General features: G+C 47.6%; 12 protein-coding genes. 11 read left to right on the plus strand and 1 reads right to left on the minus strand.

Going from position 1 to position 15,944, the window contains the following annotated elements:
* Nucleotides 1-89 precede the first annotated feature (89 nt).
* From M3629_RS02260 to M3629_RS02295, 8 genes are all read left to right on the plus strand, one after another.
* On the plus strand, nt 90-4,193 hold the full coding sequence (locus M3629_RS02260) for a DNA polymerase III subunit alpha (RefSeq protein WP_251502730.1): 4,104 nt from the start codon (nt 90-92) through the stop codon (nt 4,191-4,193).
* A gap of 508 nt (nt 4,194-4,701) precedes the next feature.
* Nucleotides 4,702-5,193, plus strand: a complete 492-nt coding sequence (locus M3629_RS02265) for a phosphatidylglycerophosphatase A family protein (RefSeq protein ID WP_251502731.1) — start codon at nt 4,702-4,704, stop codon at nt 5,191-5,193.
* Between the two features lie 283 nt (nt 5,194-5,476).
* On the plus strand, nt 5,477-5,665 hold the full coding sequence (locus tag M3629_RS02270) for a glutamate decarboxylase (protein ID WP_090920220.1): 189 nt from the start codon (nt 5,477-5,479) through the stop codon (nt 5,663-5,665).
* A gap of 339 nt (nt 5,666-6,004) precedes the next feature.
* On the plus strand, nt 6,005-6,898 hold the full coding sequence (gene accD / locus M3629_RS02275) for an acetyl-CoA carboxylase, carboxyltransferase subunit beta (protein ID WP_251502732.1): 894 nt from the start codon (nt 6,005-6,007) through the stop codon (nt 6,896-6,898).
* Nucleotides 6,899-8,002, plus strand: coding sequence for an acetyl-CoA carboxylase carboxyltransferase subunit alpha (locus tag M3629_RS02280; protein WP_251502733.1), 1,104 nt, complete (start codon nt 6,899-6,901; stop codon nt 8,000-8,002).
* 107 nt (nt 8,003-8,109) lie between these two features.
* A complete protein-coding gene (pyk, locus tag M3629_RS02285; RefSeq protein WP_251502734.1) occupies nt 8,110-9,537 on the plus strand; it encodes a pyruvate kinase in 1,428 nt (475 codons plus the stop codon).
* A 102-nt stretch (nt 9,538-9,639) separates the two neighbouring features.
* The gene (locus M3629_RS02290) at nt 9,640-10,176 is read left to right on the plus strand and encodes an acyl-CoA thioesterase (protein WP_435368190.1); all 537 of its coding nucleotides are present in this window, start codon (nt 9,640-9,642) and stop codon (nt 10,174-10,176) included.
* Nucleotides 10,177-10,183: 7 nt separating this feature from the next.
* On the plus strand, nt 10,184-10,582 hold the full coding sequence (locus tag M3629_RS02295; RefSeq protein WP_251502736.1) for an FxsA family protein: 399 nt from the start codon (nt 10,184-10,186) through the stop codon (nt 10,580-10,582).
* A 108-nt stretch (nt 10,583-10,690) separates the two neighbouring features.
* On the opposite strand, the gene ytvI is transcribed toward M3629_RS02295, so the two are convergent.
* Nucleotides 10,691-11,809: a sporulation integral membrane protein YtvI gene (gene ytvI, locus M3629_RS02300; RefSeq protein WP_251502737.1), complete on the minus strand. Its 1,119-nt coding sequence runs from the start codon at nt 11,807-11,809 to the stop codon at nt 10,691-10,693.
* Between the two features lie 495 nt (nt 11,810-12,304).
* Between ytvI and citZ the strand changes: the two genes are divergently transcribed.
* From citZ to mdh, 3 genes are all read left to right on the plus strand, one after another.
* Nucleotides 12,305-13,417 carry a citrate synthase gene (citZ, locus tag M3629_RS02305; protein ID WP_251502738.1) on the plus strand — a complete coding sequence of 371 codons (1,113 nt, stop codon included), beginning with the start codon at nt 12,305-12,307 and terminating at the stop codon, nt 13,415-13,417.
* A 147-nt stretch (nt 13,418-13,564) separates the two neighbouring features.
* Nucleotides 13,565-14,857: an NADP-dependent isocitrate dehydrogenase gene (icd, locus tag M3629_RS02310; RefSeq protein WP_285888041.1), complete on the plus strand. Its 1,293-nt coding sequence runs from the start codon at nt 13,565-13,567 to the stop codon at nt 14,855-14,857.
* Nucleotides 14,858-14,885: 28 nt separating this feature from the next.
* A complete protein-coding gene (gene mdh / locus M3629_RS02315) occupies nt 14,886-15,827 on the plus strand; it encodes a malate dehydrogenase (RefSeq protein ID WP_090920243.1) in 942 nt (313 codons plus the stop codon).
* Nucleotides 15,828-15,944 lie beyond the last annotated feature (117 nt).

Below are 15,944 nucleotides of genomic sequence, written 5' to 3' on the forward strand. Positions count from 1 at the left end.
GATTTTGCGCATTATAAAGTACACTACGGCGGCACACAGCATCAATGATGGGAGCTGCCACTGTAAGCGGGGAAAGGAAGTAAAAAGACATGAGTTCTTTTGTGCATTTGCATGTTCACAGTGAATATAGTTTGCTGGACGGCGCTGCGCGTATTCCGGATCTCGTGGATAAAGCCGCAGATCTGGGGATGACGACGCTTGCGCTGACCGATCATGGCGTCATGTATGGGGCTATCCCATTTTATAAAGCCTGCGTCGAACGGGGAATTAAACCAATTATAGGTTGCGAAGCATACATGACGGCAGGTTCTCGCAAAGAACGGGGAAGCCGGAAGGATCAACCGATATATCATTTGATTTTGCTGGCGAAAAACATGACCGGTTATCGGAACTTGATGAAGCTGTGTTCCATTGGACATCTCGAAGGCTTCCATTATAAACCGCGTATCGACATGGAGAGTTTGGCGGCACATCATGAGGGAATTATCTGTCTCAGCGCTTGTCTCGGCGGCGAAGTTCCCCAGCATCTGTTGCATGGACGTGAAGAAGAGGCGCGCCGTGCCGCGATACGTTACCAGAACATCTTTGGCTCCGACTTTTATCTGGAGTTACAGGATCACGGACTGGCTGAGCAAAAAAGAGTCAATCCGCAGCTGATCAAGCTCGCTGCTGAATTGGAAATTCAGCTTGTAGCAACGAATGATGCTCACTATCTATCCGAAGAGGATGCAGAACTGCAGGATGTCCTGATCTGTATCGGGACAGGTAAAACGGTAGAGGATGAGACTCGGTTGCGGATCGGATCGAACCAATTGTATTTGAAGAGCGGCGAGCAAATGGCTCGTCTGTTCCCCCATGTGCCGGAGGCTATCGCTAATACAGTCCGTATCGCCGATTCTTGCGAATTGAAGTTGGAATTTGGAAAATCCATTTTACCGGAATACCGTCCGTTGCCTGAAGGGGTGAGTCCATCTGCATATCTGCGTCAGTTATGTGAAGAGGGTATGAATGTCAGGTATGCAGATTCCGATCGGTGGAACGATACGGCGCTTCGTACAGAGCTGGAGCAACGGCTGGACTATGAGTTGCGCGTTATTGACAGCATGGGATTCTCGGATTATTTCCTGATCGTGTGGGATTTCATCGCTTATGCGCATAAGCAGGGAATTGTCACCGGACCGGGTCGGGGGTCGTCGGCAGGAAGCCTGGTGGCCTATACACTTCGTATTACGGATGTCGATCCGATGAAATATAACCTGCTCTTCGAGCGCTTTCTGAATCCTGAGCGGATATCCATGCCCGATATTGATATCGATTTCAGTGATGAACGTCGTGACGAGGTCATTGATTATGTGGCACAGAAATACGGCAAAGCTCATGTTGCCCAAATTATTACATTCGGAACCATGGCAGCCCGAGCTGCCGTCCGTGACGTTGGACGGGCGCTGAATGTGCCATATGGCGAAGTGGACAAGGCTGCGAAACTGATTCCTGCGCAGTTAGGCATCAACATTGAACGGGCAATGGAAGCTGCGCCGGAGCTGAAGGCATTGTATGAGACGAAACCCAAGACACGTGAGCTGCTCGATATGGCAATGAAGGTGGAAGGCATGCCGCGTCATGCTTCCACGCATGCTGCGGGTGTCGTCATTTCACGGGATCCGCTGACGGATGCCGTTCCATTACAGGAAGGAAGCGAAGGCACGGCCTTGACACAGTATTCCATGGAAAATCTGGAATCGATAGGTCTGCTTAAAATGGACTTTCTCGGCCTACGTACCCTTTCTATTATAGAACGCTGTCTGCGCTGGATTGGGGATCATGCGGAAGTTCCAGATTTCACACGAATTTCCGATGATGATTCCCTTACCTACGAGATGTTAGGCAGAGGGGATACGATGGGCGTATTCCAACTGGAATCCGCAGGTATGCGCCGGGTATTAAAAGAATTAAAGCCAAGTGTGTTTGAAGATATTATCTCCGTACTGGCCTTGTATCGTCCGGGTCCGATGGAGTTTATTTCAAAATATATTCAGGGCAAGCACGGGCAGATTGAAGTAGATTATCCCCATAGTGATTTGGAGCCGATTTTGAAAGATACGTACGGCATCATTGTATACCAGGAACAGATCATGCAGATTGCTTCGCGCATGGCCGGTTTTTCCTTGGGAGAAGCGGATTTGTTGCGCCGAGCCGTTTCCAAGAAAAAATGGGAAGTGCTCGATCTGGAACGAGGCCACTTTGTTCAAGGTAGCCTGAAACAGGGATATAGCGAAGCAGAAGCAGACCTCGTATACGATATGATTGTCAAATTCGCTAACTACGGCTTTCCACGCGCTCACGCAGCAGCGTACGGTGTGCTTGCGTTCCAAACGGCTTACTTGAAGGCGCACTATCCCGTGCATTTCATGGCTTCTATGTTAACCGCCGTTATGGGGAGCCATCGTAAGGTCGCAGAGTATGTAGTGGAATGCCGTCATATGCAGATTCATGTGCTGCCGCCGGATGTGAATGAAAGTGGTATTTTGTTTACGCCTGTTTTTGCTTCGTCTGCTGTGAAGGAGATGGGTGAATCAGGGCAATCGGTTGGTACGAAACAGGATAACCATAGTGAGCTTGCAGGTACAGGTGGACAACCCGAAAGACGTGAAGCTTCCGAAGACCGTGATGATGTTTCTTATGATAATTATGGAGAGCAACGGGAGTACGGAGAGGCACCTTTACCGGATGACCCCGGCCCTATGCCGGAGCATATCGAACATATAACGGAAATGGGGAGAAGTGGATACGGCGATGGTTGGCAGGCTGTATCCGCCAAGTCAGATTCGGAAGCATCCGGTCATCAGTTAGACCCGGGTCTGGTGAGAATAGCTGTATCGGATACTGTGCTTGGATCGGAACGGGTTCATGATAGGATGCAGGGCGCCGAGCATGCTCAGTCTGAGGATATGACGCACAACCGGAATCCCGATCAGGCGAATGGACAGATTCAGGAGAAGGTATCTGAATTAAGCGATGAGGACAGCGGAACAGTAACGATATGGTCTTCTGGAGCCATTCGTTTTGGGCTGGCTGCAGTGAAAAATGTCGGTACTCAAGCGATGGAAAGCATTATGGCAGTAAGACAGGAAAAACCGTTCGACAGTTTACTCGATTTTTGTCGCCGTGTTGACCTGAGAGTGTGCAACAAACGTGTTATTGAGTCACTGATTCAGGCTGGAGCATTTGACAGTCTGCCAGGACACCGTGCTCAATTGCTCGCAATGTTAGACGAGACTGTTGAAGCGGCTCTGAAATGGCGTAAAGAGCGTGAGGACTTGCAGATTCAGCTGTTTGACTTTGTGGAGACACCAAACTGGGAGATTGAATATCCGGAAATTCCGCCGTTCTCGGCAAGTCAACAGCTGGAACTGGAACGTGAACTGCTTGGTCTGTATCTGTCTGGTCATCCACTGGATGATTACGAAGATGTGCTCGCGTCGAGCGGGGCCGACCGGATCATGGAATTGACGGAAGCGGCTGACGATACGATGGCCGTTGCCGCAGGCATGGTGGTGTCCGTGAAGTCGATTACGACGAAACAGGGCAAGGCCATGGCGTTCATGGAGCTGGAAGACCAGGTCGAACGCTGCGAAGTGGTTCTCTTTCCCGAGGTATGGCGGCGAAGCCAGCAACATGTCGGGAAAGGTGAACTGCTCGTCGTGCGTGCCAAGGTGCAGCAGCAGGACGAGGGCTTTAAGCTGCTGGCCGAGGAGGTGTCGCCGTTGACACCGGCGGCACTGGAACAGCAGCTGCGCAGCCGCGACCGCCGCGGCAAGCCCGGCAGCGGCAGCGCTTCGCGCCCGGCGCAGGCGGCTTCGCCGCAGCGACCGGCGGGCGCGGGAGCCGCAGCCAGCGCACGCGCGGGCAGTGCAACGCCTGCGGCGGCGGGCGCGGCAGAGCAGGGCCGCGCGCCGCGTGGGGCCGAGCAGCGGGTGTTCGTGAAGCTCACCCCGCAGGCCGAGAAACCCGAGCTTCTGGCGCGCCTCAAAGAGCTGCTCCAGCAACACCCTGGCCCGGTAGCGACCGTACTTTTCTACGAGCAGCAACAGAAGCTGCTCGCCCTGAGCGACGCCTACCGGATCAAACCTTCACCGGCACTATTCTCCGAAATGGAGAAAATGCTTGGTGAAGGGACAGTCAAAATCAAATAAGGCTGAAGCAGGCTTTCCACCTTCAGCTTGGGATGTCCACCGTTTACAAGATCAAGAACGGTGGACATCCTTTTTTTCTATAACAGTTCGCTAATCATGTATCCCGTATGGTCAGCGTTAGTGTTCACCAATAGTCTTTGCGCGAACGTACACATTGCCAGCTGCCATGACAACGAGAACGGTTATTCCGGTGAAAAACGGCAAAATACGCCGGGAAATTCTATTTTATGAGGAATCGTGCCTGCTCCGTTTACCATGACTTCCGTCCTGAATTACAAACATCTCTAAAATGAAAATGAATGATGAGATAAGAACCTTTTTGAAATTTTTAGTCAAAGAACGCCAGATATACTTACATATGCTTGCCAATAGAAGATCGATGTGGCGTAACATCCGCTTGAGCGTGTACATTCGCACAATTTATGAACATTTTGGAAGTTCGCTGCATACACTTGAGAACACCGAAGAACCTTGAAGTTCTCGGGGGATTGATGCGGGAGGTCGAGATATGTCATATGAGATCGCGGAAGCTATGCTGGCCCGGCGAGGTGTACACATTGATGCTATCGCAGAAATTGTATATCGTTTGCAGAAAGGGTACCACCCGGAATTGACCATGGACGACTGTGTAACCAGCGTAAAATCCGTTTTGCAAAAAAGAGAGGTACAGTACACCCTGTATACTGGCATTGCGCTAGACGAACTGGCTGAAAAAAAGCTTCTGCCCCAACCGCTGCAAGCAATAATGGAAGCGGATGAGTCTCTCTATGGAGTGGACGAGACTCTGGCTTTAGGGATAACGCATGTGTATGGCATGATTGGTCTAACCAGTTTCGGCTATCTGGACAAGGAAAAAATAGGTGTGATTCATGATTTGAATGAACAAAAAACGGCAGTTCACGTGTTCCTGGATGATCTGGTTGCAGGTCTTGCTGCAGCCGCCTCCGCGCGGATCGCACACAAAAATATTAAAGCCAAGAAATACCCTTCCGACCTGTAAAATCCATTCATGCCAACGGAATGGCTATGGCTATCTATTCAACTTGTCCAATAGGATTAAGGGCGGCTTTGGCTGCCCTGGAAGGTTTTTGCCGAGTGGAAGAAGTCTGCGAATTATACCACATAACTATGACCATTTGGCTTGCCAAGCAGGGGGCAATGTCCCGAATCATCTGATTTTCTCCCGAAAGGTCTCTAACCCTTCCTTGCAGAAAAAAACGGAGGTATGGTATCATTAGTCCAATATACGGGCTCTGAACATTAGCTTAGGGGGCGGACATGGCATGTGGACGGTGATTTACATTGCGCCGACAGCAAAGGTTGCGGACAAAATCAAGACCAAGCTTTCGGAAGAAGGTTTTCTGGTACAGACCCGTCCCATCAGTTTATCCAAGCAGCAATATGAGATTCGCGTCCCTTCTGGGGAATTGGAAGAGGTTCAGGAAGTGTTGAATTCCATTCTGCATTCCTGATTCTCGATATCGAAGTGCCTTGGCAGATAACAAAAAGTACCACTGGTACATAAGGGACTGACCGCGGTAGCGGAAAGAGGAATCGACTTGCATGTGTGTAATGCTACTGTCCTTCCTTCTTTTTTTGTTAATCGGTTATTGCAGGTAACATCAATTGAGCGGAGAGCAGCCGTTGATTTTGCTTTGTATCAGAGGAATTTTGTTCTGAATTTTAGTTAAGGTATAAGTCTTTGCATGAGTTATAAGCGTAAGCGGTTCACCGCAGCATGCAGATCAAGCTGATTTTTACAGCGGACTGCAACCTGCGGCCATCAAATTATTGGCTGGAGAGGTGTAGTTGTGTTCAAAGATATATTCCAAAAGAAACGGAAGTACGCTACCATACCTTCCGAGCGTGCAATTCCAGGTGAACGTCAGGAAGCCGTCGAGCGTCCAAAACGTGAAATCCCTGAAGGACTAATGAACAAGTGCAGCAAGTGCGGCACCATTCAATATAGCAAAGAGCTGGAGAAAAACCTGAAAGTATGTCCTTCCTGCGGCTACCATATGCGTCTTAACGCTATGGAACGAATTGCAATGGTACTGGATGAAGAAGGTTTTGTTGAGCATGATGCCGATATGGTATCGGTTGATCCACTCGGTTTTCCAGGGTATAGCAACAAACTCGAACAGCAACGTCTGAAGTCTGGTTTGAAGGAAGCTGTCATTACAGGAGAAGGCACGATTGAAGGTCTGCCCGTTGTTGTCGCTGTGATGAGCTTTGATTTCTTCACAGGCAGCATGGGGTCCGTTGTCGGAGAGAAGATCACCCGTGCGGTTGAACATGCCATTGAGAAGAAGCTGCCTTTGGTTATATTCTCTACTTCAGGCGGTGCCCGGATGCAGGAGAGTATTCTGAGTCTGATGCAAATGGCTAAAACGAGTGCGGCTTTAGCACGCTTGGACGAGCAAGGCGGACTCTATATTTCCGTGATTACCGATCCGACGACAGGCGGGGTTTCGGCTAGTTTCGCGAGCCTTGGCGATATTATTATCGCTGAACCAGGTGCGGTATTTGGTTTTGCGGGCAGAATTGTTATTGAACAAACGATCCGTCAGAAGCTGCCGGACGATTTCCAGACCGCGGAATTCAACCTCCAGCATGGTCAGTTGGACATGGTTGTTCACCGGAAAGAACTTCGGGCAACCCTTGGCAAGCTGCTCGATATGCATAGTGAAAAGGGAGGGGTCTAAATGGCGGGAAGTTTGCCATATGAAGCGCCTCTGATTGAGATGCGCAAAAAAATTGAAGAACTCGTTCAGTTTGGACAGGAGAAGGGAATTGATTTCACCGAAGAGATCGCCCGTCTGGAAGAACGTTATCATAGACTAGAAGAAGAGATTTATACTGGCATAACGGCAGCGCAGAAGATGCACCTGGCTCGTCACCAGCAACGGCCAACCGCGCTCGACTTGATTCAGCTTATTTTTACCGATTTTACCGAATTGCATGGTGATCGTATGTTCGGCGACGACCTTGCGGTTGTTGGTGGACTGGCTAAGCTGAATGGACAGACCGTAACGGTACTTGGACAACAACGCGGGAAGGATACGAAGGATAACATCGCCCGCTTTTTTGGAAGTGCTCACCCGGAAGGTTTCCGTAAAGGACTACGCTTGATGAAGCAGGCTGACAAATTTGGTCGCCCGATTATTACGTTTGTTGATACTAAAGGAGCGTATCCGGGTAATACTGCAGAAGAGAGAGGTCAATCGGAAGCGATTGCTCGTAACTTGCTGGAGATGGCTAAACTCTCGGTTCCTGTTATTGTTGTTGTCATCGGCGAAGGTGGAAGCGGCGGTGCTCTAGCTATGGCTGTAGGTAACCGTGTGCTTATGCTCGAGCATGCCATCTATTCTGCAATTTCTCCTAATGGTGCGGCATCGATTCTATGGAAGGATGCATCCAAAGCAGATCAAGCCGCTGAAGCGATGAAAATTACGGCGAAAGACCTGCTCGAGATGGAAGTGATCGAAGAGATTATCCCTGAACCGCGCGGCGGAGCTCACCAGGATTATGATACAGCTGCAACAGCGATCTCCGAAGCTCTGGTTCGTCATTTGGATGAGATGAAAGGATGGAGTGCGGAGCAATTAAAGCAGGATCGCTATGAAAAATTCCGCAAAATCGGCTCAGTGACTTTCGAAGCACCAGCCTCTGCGGTAGAACCTACTGAAGAAAGAAAGTCTGCGGGTGAAGTTGAAGCAATTTCCGAGGCAGAATCTGTTCAGTTAGAAGCATCAGAACAGCCGCTGCAGGCAGAGCCTGTGAAAAATTTGTCGGGAAATGCAGAATGATGTGACGAAATTCCTATACAAATGATTAAAAGTATAGTAAATTTAATAGTTGGAAAAAGAAAAATAGAGATATAAAGTTAGACCTTTAAAATCGGAGGAAACCCAAAATGCGCAAAACGAAAATTGTATGTACGATTGGCCCATCCAGTGAATCCCTGGAGAATACGAAGAAACTGATTATGGCAGGCATGAACGTAGCCCGTCTGAACTTCTCCCACGGTGATTTCGATGAGCACGGCGGACGGATCAAAGCGATTCGCCAAGCATGTGAAGAGCTGAACAAGACTGTAGCAATCCTGCTGGACACCAAAGGACCGGAAATCCGCACAGGTAAACTGGAAGTTGAGCCTATTGAACTGGTTCAGGACGAGTACATTACTTTGACAACAGAAGAAATTCTGGGGACTAAAGATCGTCTCTCCATTACTTATGCAGATCTTCCTAAAGATGTTGAAGCGGGATCTACAATTCTGATCGACGACGGTCTGATCGGACTGACTGTGGTGGAAGTAGAAGGTACCGAGATCAAATGCCGTATCGTTAACGGCGGTACAATCAAAAGCAAAAAAGGCGTTAACGTTCCAGGCGTCGCGATCTCCCTACCGGGGATCACTGAAAAAGACGCTAATGATATCGTGTTTGGTATCGAGCAGGGTGTAGATTTCATCGCAGCTTCTTTCGTTCGTAAAGCAAGCGACGTGCTTGAAATTCGTGAATTGCTTGAAAAGCATAATGCAGGTCACATTCAAATTATCTCCAAAATTGAAAACCAACAAGGTGTTGACAACCTGGATGAAATTCTTGAAGTGTCTGACGGCTTGATGGTTGCTCGTGGAGACCTGGGTGTAGAAATCCCTGCGGAAGAAGTACCGCTGGTACAAAAACGCATGATCGAAAAATGTAATGTAGCAGGCAAACCGGTTATCACAGCTACACAAATGCTGGACTCCATGCAACGTAATCCGCGTCCAACTCGTGCGGAAGCAAGTGACGTAGCCAACGCAATCTTTGACGGCACAGATGCAATCATGTTGTCTGGTGAGACAGCTGCCGGTAAATACCCGGTAGAGTCCGTACTGACCATGTCCCGTATCGCAGAAAAAGCAGAATCTGCTCTGCCTTACCAAGAGTTGTACCTGAAACAACGTGTTGCACAACAAACAACGGTTACTGAAGCGATCAGTCAATCCGTTGCTCTGTCCGCTCAAGATTTGAACGCCAAAGCGATCATTACTTCGACGGAATCCGGACATACAGCACGTATGATCTCTAAATATCGTCCAGAAGCTCCAATCATCGCTGTAACGACAGAAGACAGAACTTCCCGTCGTCTGGCATTGGCATGGGGTGTAACTCCTGTTAAAGGCAGATTGGTTGATTCTACGGATGCTTTGTTTGAAAACGCAATTGAAGGTGGCGTAAAATCCGGTCTGGTTAAAGAAGGAGACCTGGTTGTGATTACAGCAGGTGTACCTCTGGGCCGCTCCGGTTCTACGAACCTGATTAAAGTAAGCCAAATTCCGAACAACGCTTAATTTTAGTACATGTTTGGGTTAGTAACACGAAAGAAGCAATGGGGCTTGATGTCCCGTTGCTTTTTTTCCATCTTCATGACACGATTCTGTAATTTGAAGCGTATGAATGGTAGAGCCAAGGAGGCTGAGAACGTGCAAAAGGAAAGTAATGGTAACTGGTATACTGCCCGTCTTCGTGTACGTTATCAGGAAAGCGACCAGATGGGGGTTGTCTATCATGCGAACTATTTGAACTGGTTTGAGATCGGTCGTACCGAGATGATTCGCCAAATGGGGTATACATATCGTAAAATGGAGGAACAGGGACTGCTACTTCCGGTAACTGGTCTGGATGTGAAGTATCACAAACCGGCACGGTACGATGATGAGATTATGATTTTTACACGAATTGCTGCCTTTAGCGGTTTGCGCTTGAATTATGAGTATGACATCAGACGCGTATCTGAAGTGCCTGATGCTTCACTTGCCGTAGGAGAGCGGGTCTGCTCACACGACGAATTACTTCCAGGTGAGCGACTGGTTACAGGCTCTACCCAGCACGTGTGGGTGAACGCAGACTGGAAGCCAGTTAGACTGGATAAAGCAGCCTCTGAGCTATATAGCGTGCTTGAAAAGGTGTGGCTTTCAGGAAAGGAGTAACGTATCAATGCGAAAATGGATGTGGGCTTTACTATTAATCATTCCGGTGATAGAGCTGTTTGGTTTCATTATGATGAGTGATTGGATCGGGGCCGGAAAAACATTACTTCTCATGATTCTCACGTCCTTGATTGGTATAGCGATGTTACAGTTTGAAGGGCGAAAGGTATTGATGGATGCCAAACAGGAGATGGAACGTGGCAAGGTGCCTGGGCGGAAAATGGTCGATGGTCTTTTTGTTTTTGTCGGCGGATTTCTGCTATTGATTCCCGGCTTTGTAACGGACCTAATTGGCTTTACGTTGGTATTTCCATTAACACGTCCGGTATATCGGCTGTTTTTCCTGGGCTGGCTGGAGAAAAAGATGAGAAATGGTAGCATTACATTTTATCGCCGTCCGAAGTAAGAAATGATCCAACAGCAATAGCGAAAAGTCTCCGCTTGTGCAGATAACTTCTGCGTTGGACGGAGACTTTTTTGCTTTTTCCACATTGAGCTAAAGTGTAAATCAGACTCATCGGACTCTGCCATTAATGATATAGGTCCTTAGGTCACGAAGCACATTGGCACGATTAAAGGCGTCGAGGATTACGAGACTCACGGGGCCGATAATGAGGCCTAGTACACCAAACAGCTTTAAACCAACAAACATGCCTACTAACGTTGCAAGTGGGTCTAACCCCACACTACTGGCGAGAACTTTCGGTTCAATGATCTGCCGGGCAATAAGCAGGATCAGATAGATTACACTAATACCAATGCCAAGATAAATATCCCCGTTCATGAACAAATACGCTGCCCAAGGCACCATGACCAGACCGACACCAAGATAGGGTAGCAGGTCGACCAGACCAATCAGGAGAGCGATCGTGAACGCTGACTTGACTTGAAGGATAAGTAGTCCAATCATGACGAACAGCGCTGTAATCGAGATCATGATCAGCTGTGCGCGTACATAACCAAAGAGGGCTTTTTTGAGATCATTCCAGATATCAGAGATCGGTTTACGAACCGCTGAAGGAACCCAGCCAGAGACTGTAATGCTATGACGCGTCCAGCCTTTACTAATGAAGAAAGTAGATAGCAGCACCACGATGAGAACCGCACCCATATTAGGCAGCGAGGTAAGCAGATTTAGAATCAGGTTGAAAAAACCAGTAACAAGGTCGCTTACTGCTGTTCCTACGGTCTCCGTTGTTTTGCTGATGTTGCTATTAATGGTTTCCTGATAGTTCGGATTTTCTTTGTAAAAATCGTTAATCTGCGCTATTAAGCTTTGGATCGTATCGTTCTGTGTCCATCGTACAAACGTTTCTTTGATTTCATCTACATGTAGATCAAAACTAGTGGTTAGTGAAATGACTTCTTTAACCATTCGAGTAACAGCCGCAGATAAAATTACAGCGATGGCTCCAAAATACAATAGGAGTGACAAGGTTACTGCTAGCCAGCGCGGAAAACGGAGCCTGTTCTGGAGCAACTTTACGAGCGGATTCATGGCATAAGCGATAATCCAAGCAATAACAAAAGGATATAACAGCGGGAATAATAGATATATGGCTACGGCGATCAGAAAGGTAGCTACAATGACCCATAGACCCCGAAGTAGACGTTTGAGAATGATTCGATCCAAGGTTCAACTCCCCTTTATTCAGTCAAGAGCTTATCTTATTAATATAGAGCAATCGTAAGTTTTTGAAACGCCAAAAAGAACAGTCTCCAACCGTGTGCCGGAATCCTGCTTAGCACATCGTCTGCCTAAAGTATGCCTGAGGTTTACAAATTATAGCAATAGATTTTGTGACTATATTTTTGTTTGATTTCGCTTATAACATGAATTGTTTAGTACACATTAAATGTCAATCTTGCTTGTGTAAAGGTTTTCAAAAATGCTTTATCACTCCGATAAATATGTTTGATGTGCGAATGAACTCTCATCATGTTCACATAAACGACAAAATCCAGTATGATGATATAAGTAAATACCGATTGACAGATAAGAAAACCGAATTTTGACAACTTAGGTCATTTTTAAAATGAAACGGTTTACAAAAGAGGTTAGGTGCACTTCGGCACTGATATGACTTAGAATGATTTCTGATTTCGCTTATTAAAGGAGAGATGTAATATGACAGCTACCAAAGGTCTGGAAGGCATCGTTGCAACAACCTCTTCGATCAGCTCTATTGTAGACGGTGTGCTTACATACCGTGGATACGATATCGATGATTTGGCTGAACATGCAAGTTTTGAAGAAGTTGCTTATTTGCTCTGGTTCGGCAAATTGCCAACAGCAGATGAATTGAAGTCACTTCGTAAAAGTCTGAGCGATTACGCGCCGATTCCAAACGAATTGATCGCCCAAATCAAGTTGTATCCAAAACACATCAGCACGATGGCAGCACTACGCTCTGCAGTCTCCGCTCTTGCGCTCTATGATGAGCAAGCCGACGAGATGACAGAGGCAGCAAACGAAAACAAAGCGGTGAAGTTGCAAGCGCAATTGCCAACCATTGTAGCGGCAATCTCACGTATTCGTAAGGGGCAAGAGCCTGTGACTCCAAAAGAAGGCGCTTCCATCGCTGAGAACTTTTTATACATGATGACTGGCGAAGAGCCGTCCGAAACGGCGGTAAAAGCACTTGATCAAGCGCTTGTTCTGCATGCAGATCACGAGCTGAATGCTTCGACGTTTGCTGCCCGCGTTACGGTAGCGACCCTGTCTGATATTTATTCAGGCGTAACTTCTGCGATCGGTGCACTCAAAGGCCCTCTGCATGGTGGCGCAAATGAAGCTGTCATGAAAATGCTGGACGAGATCGGTACACCGGATCGTCTGGAAGCGGCTATTCAGGAAAAACTGAATAACCGTGAGAAAATCATGGGCTTTGGACACCGCGTATACAAAAACGGTGACCCACGTGCGAAGCATTTGCAGAAGATGTCCAAAGAACTGGGTGAGATGAACAACGATACCCGTTTGTATGAGATGTCCGTGAAGATTGAAGAAATCGTGACCGGCCAAAAAGGTTTGAAGCCAAATGTCGATTTCTATTCCGCTTCCGTGTACACTCAACTGAAAATTGATCAGGAATTGTTCACACCGATCTTTGCGATCAGCCGTGTGTCCGGTTGGACAGCGCATATTCTGGAGCAACTTGCAGATAACCGCATTATCCGTCCGCGTGCCGAGTACACGGGCCCAACAGATCAGAAATACGTTTCCATCGATCTTCGCTAAACTTTAGCAAAAACAGTATAATCATATAGATGAGGCCAGGGGCTTGTGAATGCGAGGCTATACTGCCGAGTAGAGACAGCCCTTCCTTCCTGCAAAAATGTGGTATGCTTCATACTGTGAAACCAAAACTTAGGAGGAATTGTAATTATGAAATTGGAAAAATTTGCACTCCCAACTGAAGGCGAAAAAATTCAAATTGACAACGGTACGCTTCAAGTACCTAATAATCCAATCATTCCATTCATCGAAGGTGACGGTACAGGCCGTGACATCTGGAAAGCTTCTGTACGCGTTCTCGATGCAGCGGTAGAAAAAGCATATAACGGTACTAAAAAAATCGCTTGGTATGAAGTGTTTGCTGGTGAGAAAGCATTCAATACATACGGAGAGTGGTTGCCGAACGATACGCTCGAAGCGATTCGTGAGTACATCGTAGCCATCAAAGGACCACTGACTACGCCAATCGGCGGCGGTATCCGTTCCCTGAACGTGGCACTTCGTCAAGAACTTGACCTGTACACTTGCCTGCGTCCTGTACGTTATTTCAATGGTGTACCTTCCCCGGTTAAACGTCCTGAGCTGGTTGACATGGTTATTTTCCGTGAAAACACTGAGGATATCTATGCAGGGATCGAGTACGCTGAAGGTTCTGAAGAAGTGAAAAAAGTAATCCAGTTCCTGCAACAGGAAATGGGCGCTAACAAAATTCGTTTCCCTGAAACTTCCGGTATCGGAATCAAGCCGGTATCTTCCGAAGGTTCCAAACGTTTGGTTCGTGCAGCGGTTCAATACGCAATCGACCATAACCGTAAGAGTGTTACACTGGTACACAAAGGTAACATCATGAAGTTCACTGAAGGTGCCTTCAAAAACTGGGGTTATGAAGTAGCTGAAGAAGAATTCGGCGATAAAGTGTTCACTTGGGCACAATACGATGTAATCAAAGAAAAAGACGGTGCAGATGCAGCCAATGCAGCTCAAAAAGCGGCTGAGGATGCTGGCAAAATCATCGTAAAAGACGCAATTGCGGATATCGCTTTGCAACAAGTATTGACTCGTCCAGCTGAATTCGATGTAATCGCTACATTGAACCTGAACGGTGACTATCTGTCCGATGCTCTCGCAGCACAAGTTGGCGGAATTGGTATCGCACCTGGTGCGAACATCAACTACGTAACTGGACATGCCATCTTCGAAGCAACACATGGTACGGCACCTAAATACGCGGATAAAGATGTCGTGAACCCAGGTTCCGTAATCCTCTCCGGCGTAATGTTGCTTGAGCACCTGGGCTGGCAAGAAGCGGCTAACCTGATCTACAAAGGCATGGAAACATCCATCAACAATAAAACCGTAACCTATGACTTTGCACGTCTGATGGACGGTGCAACTGAAGTGAAATGTTCCGAATTCGCTGATCAAATCATTAGCAACCTGTAACAAAAACCTGTAAGGGGAGATGTGAATCGTGACTATTCAGCGCAAAAAAATCACAGTCGTTGGTGCCGGTTTTACCGGTGCCACAACTGCACTGATGCTTGCCCAGAAGGAACTCGGGGATGTTGTTCTGGTTGATATCCCTCAACTGGAGAATCCGACCAAGGGTAAAGCACTCGATCTGCTGGAGGCTAGCCCTGTGCAAGGGTTCGACAGTCATATCGTGGGAACTTCCAACTACGAGGATACAGCTGGTTCAGACATTGTGATCATTACAGCCGGAATTGCCCGCAAACCGGGCATGAGCCGTGACGATCTGGTGAATACGAATGCAGGTATTGTGAAGTCCGTGTGTGAAAATGTGAAAACATATTGCCCTGAGTCCATTGTCATTATTCTGAGCAACCCGGTAGATGCAATGACGTATGCAGCGTATCAGACACTCGGTTTTCCGAAAAACCGCGTGATCGGACAGTCGGGTGTTCTCGACACCGCCCGATACTGTACGTTCATTGCGCAGGAGTTAAATGTATCCGTAGAGGATGTGCGTGGCTTTGTGCTTGGCGGTCATGGCGACGATATGGTACCGCTCGTTCGTTATTCGAGTGTAGGCGGTATTCCAATCGATACCTTGATTCCAGCAGATCGCATTGATGCGATTGTGCAACGTACCCGTGTAGGCGGCGGTGAGATTGTTAACCTGCTAGGTAATGGCAGTGCATACTATGCTCCGGCAGCTTCACTGGTCCAGATGACGGAGGCCATTTTGAAGGACAAAAAACGCATTATTCCGGTTATTGCTTATCTTGAAGGTGAGTATGGATATCAGGATCTGTTCCTCGGTGTGCCAACCGTTCTGGGAGGCAACGGAATTGAGAAGATTTTCGAACTGGAGTTGACAGCCGAAGAAAAAGCGGCGCTTGATACGTCTGCCGATTCGGTGCGTAACGTCATTTCAATCGTTAATATTTAAGTTTTGAAGACTTTTTGAACATGAAAAGTGAGAAAACCTCCGTAAATACGGAGGTTTTCTTTTCTTTGGATAAGTTCCCCAGTATAATAAAATGTGATATACAGCACAGCGAATATG

The organism is Paenibacillus polysaccharolyticus, from assembly GCF_023714295.1.
GTDB lineage: Bacteria > Bacillota > Bacilli > Paenibacillales > Paenibacillaceae > Paenibacillus > Paenibacillus polysaccharolyticus_A.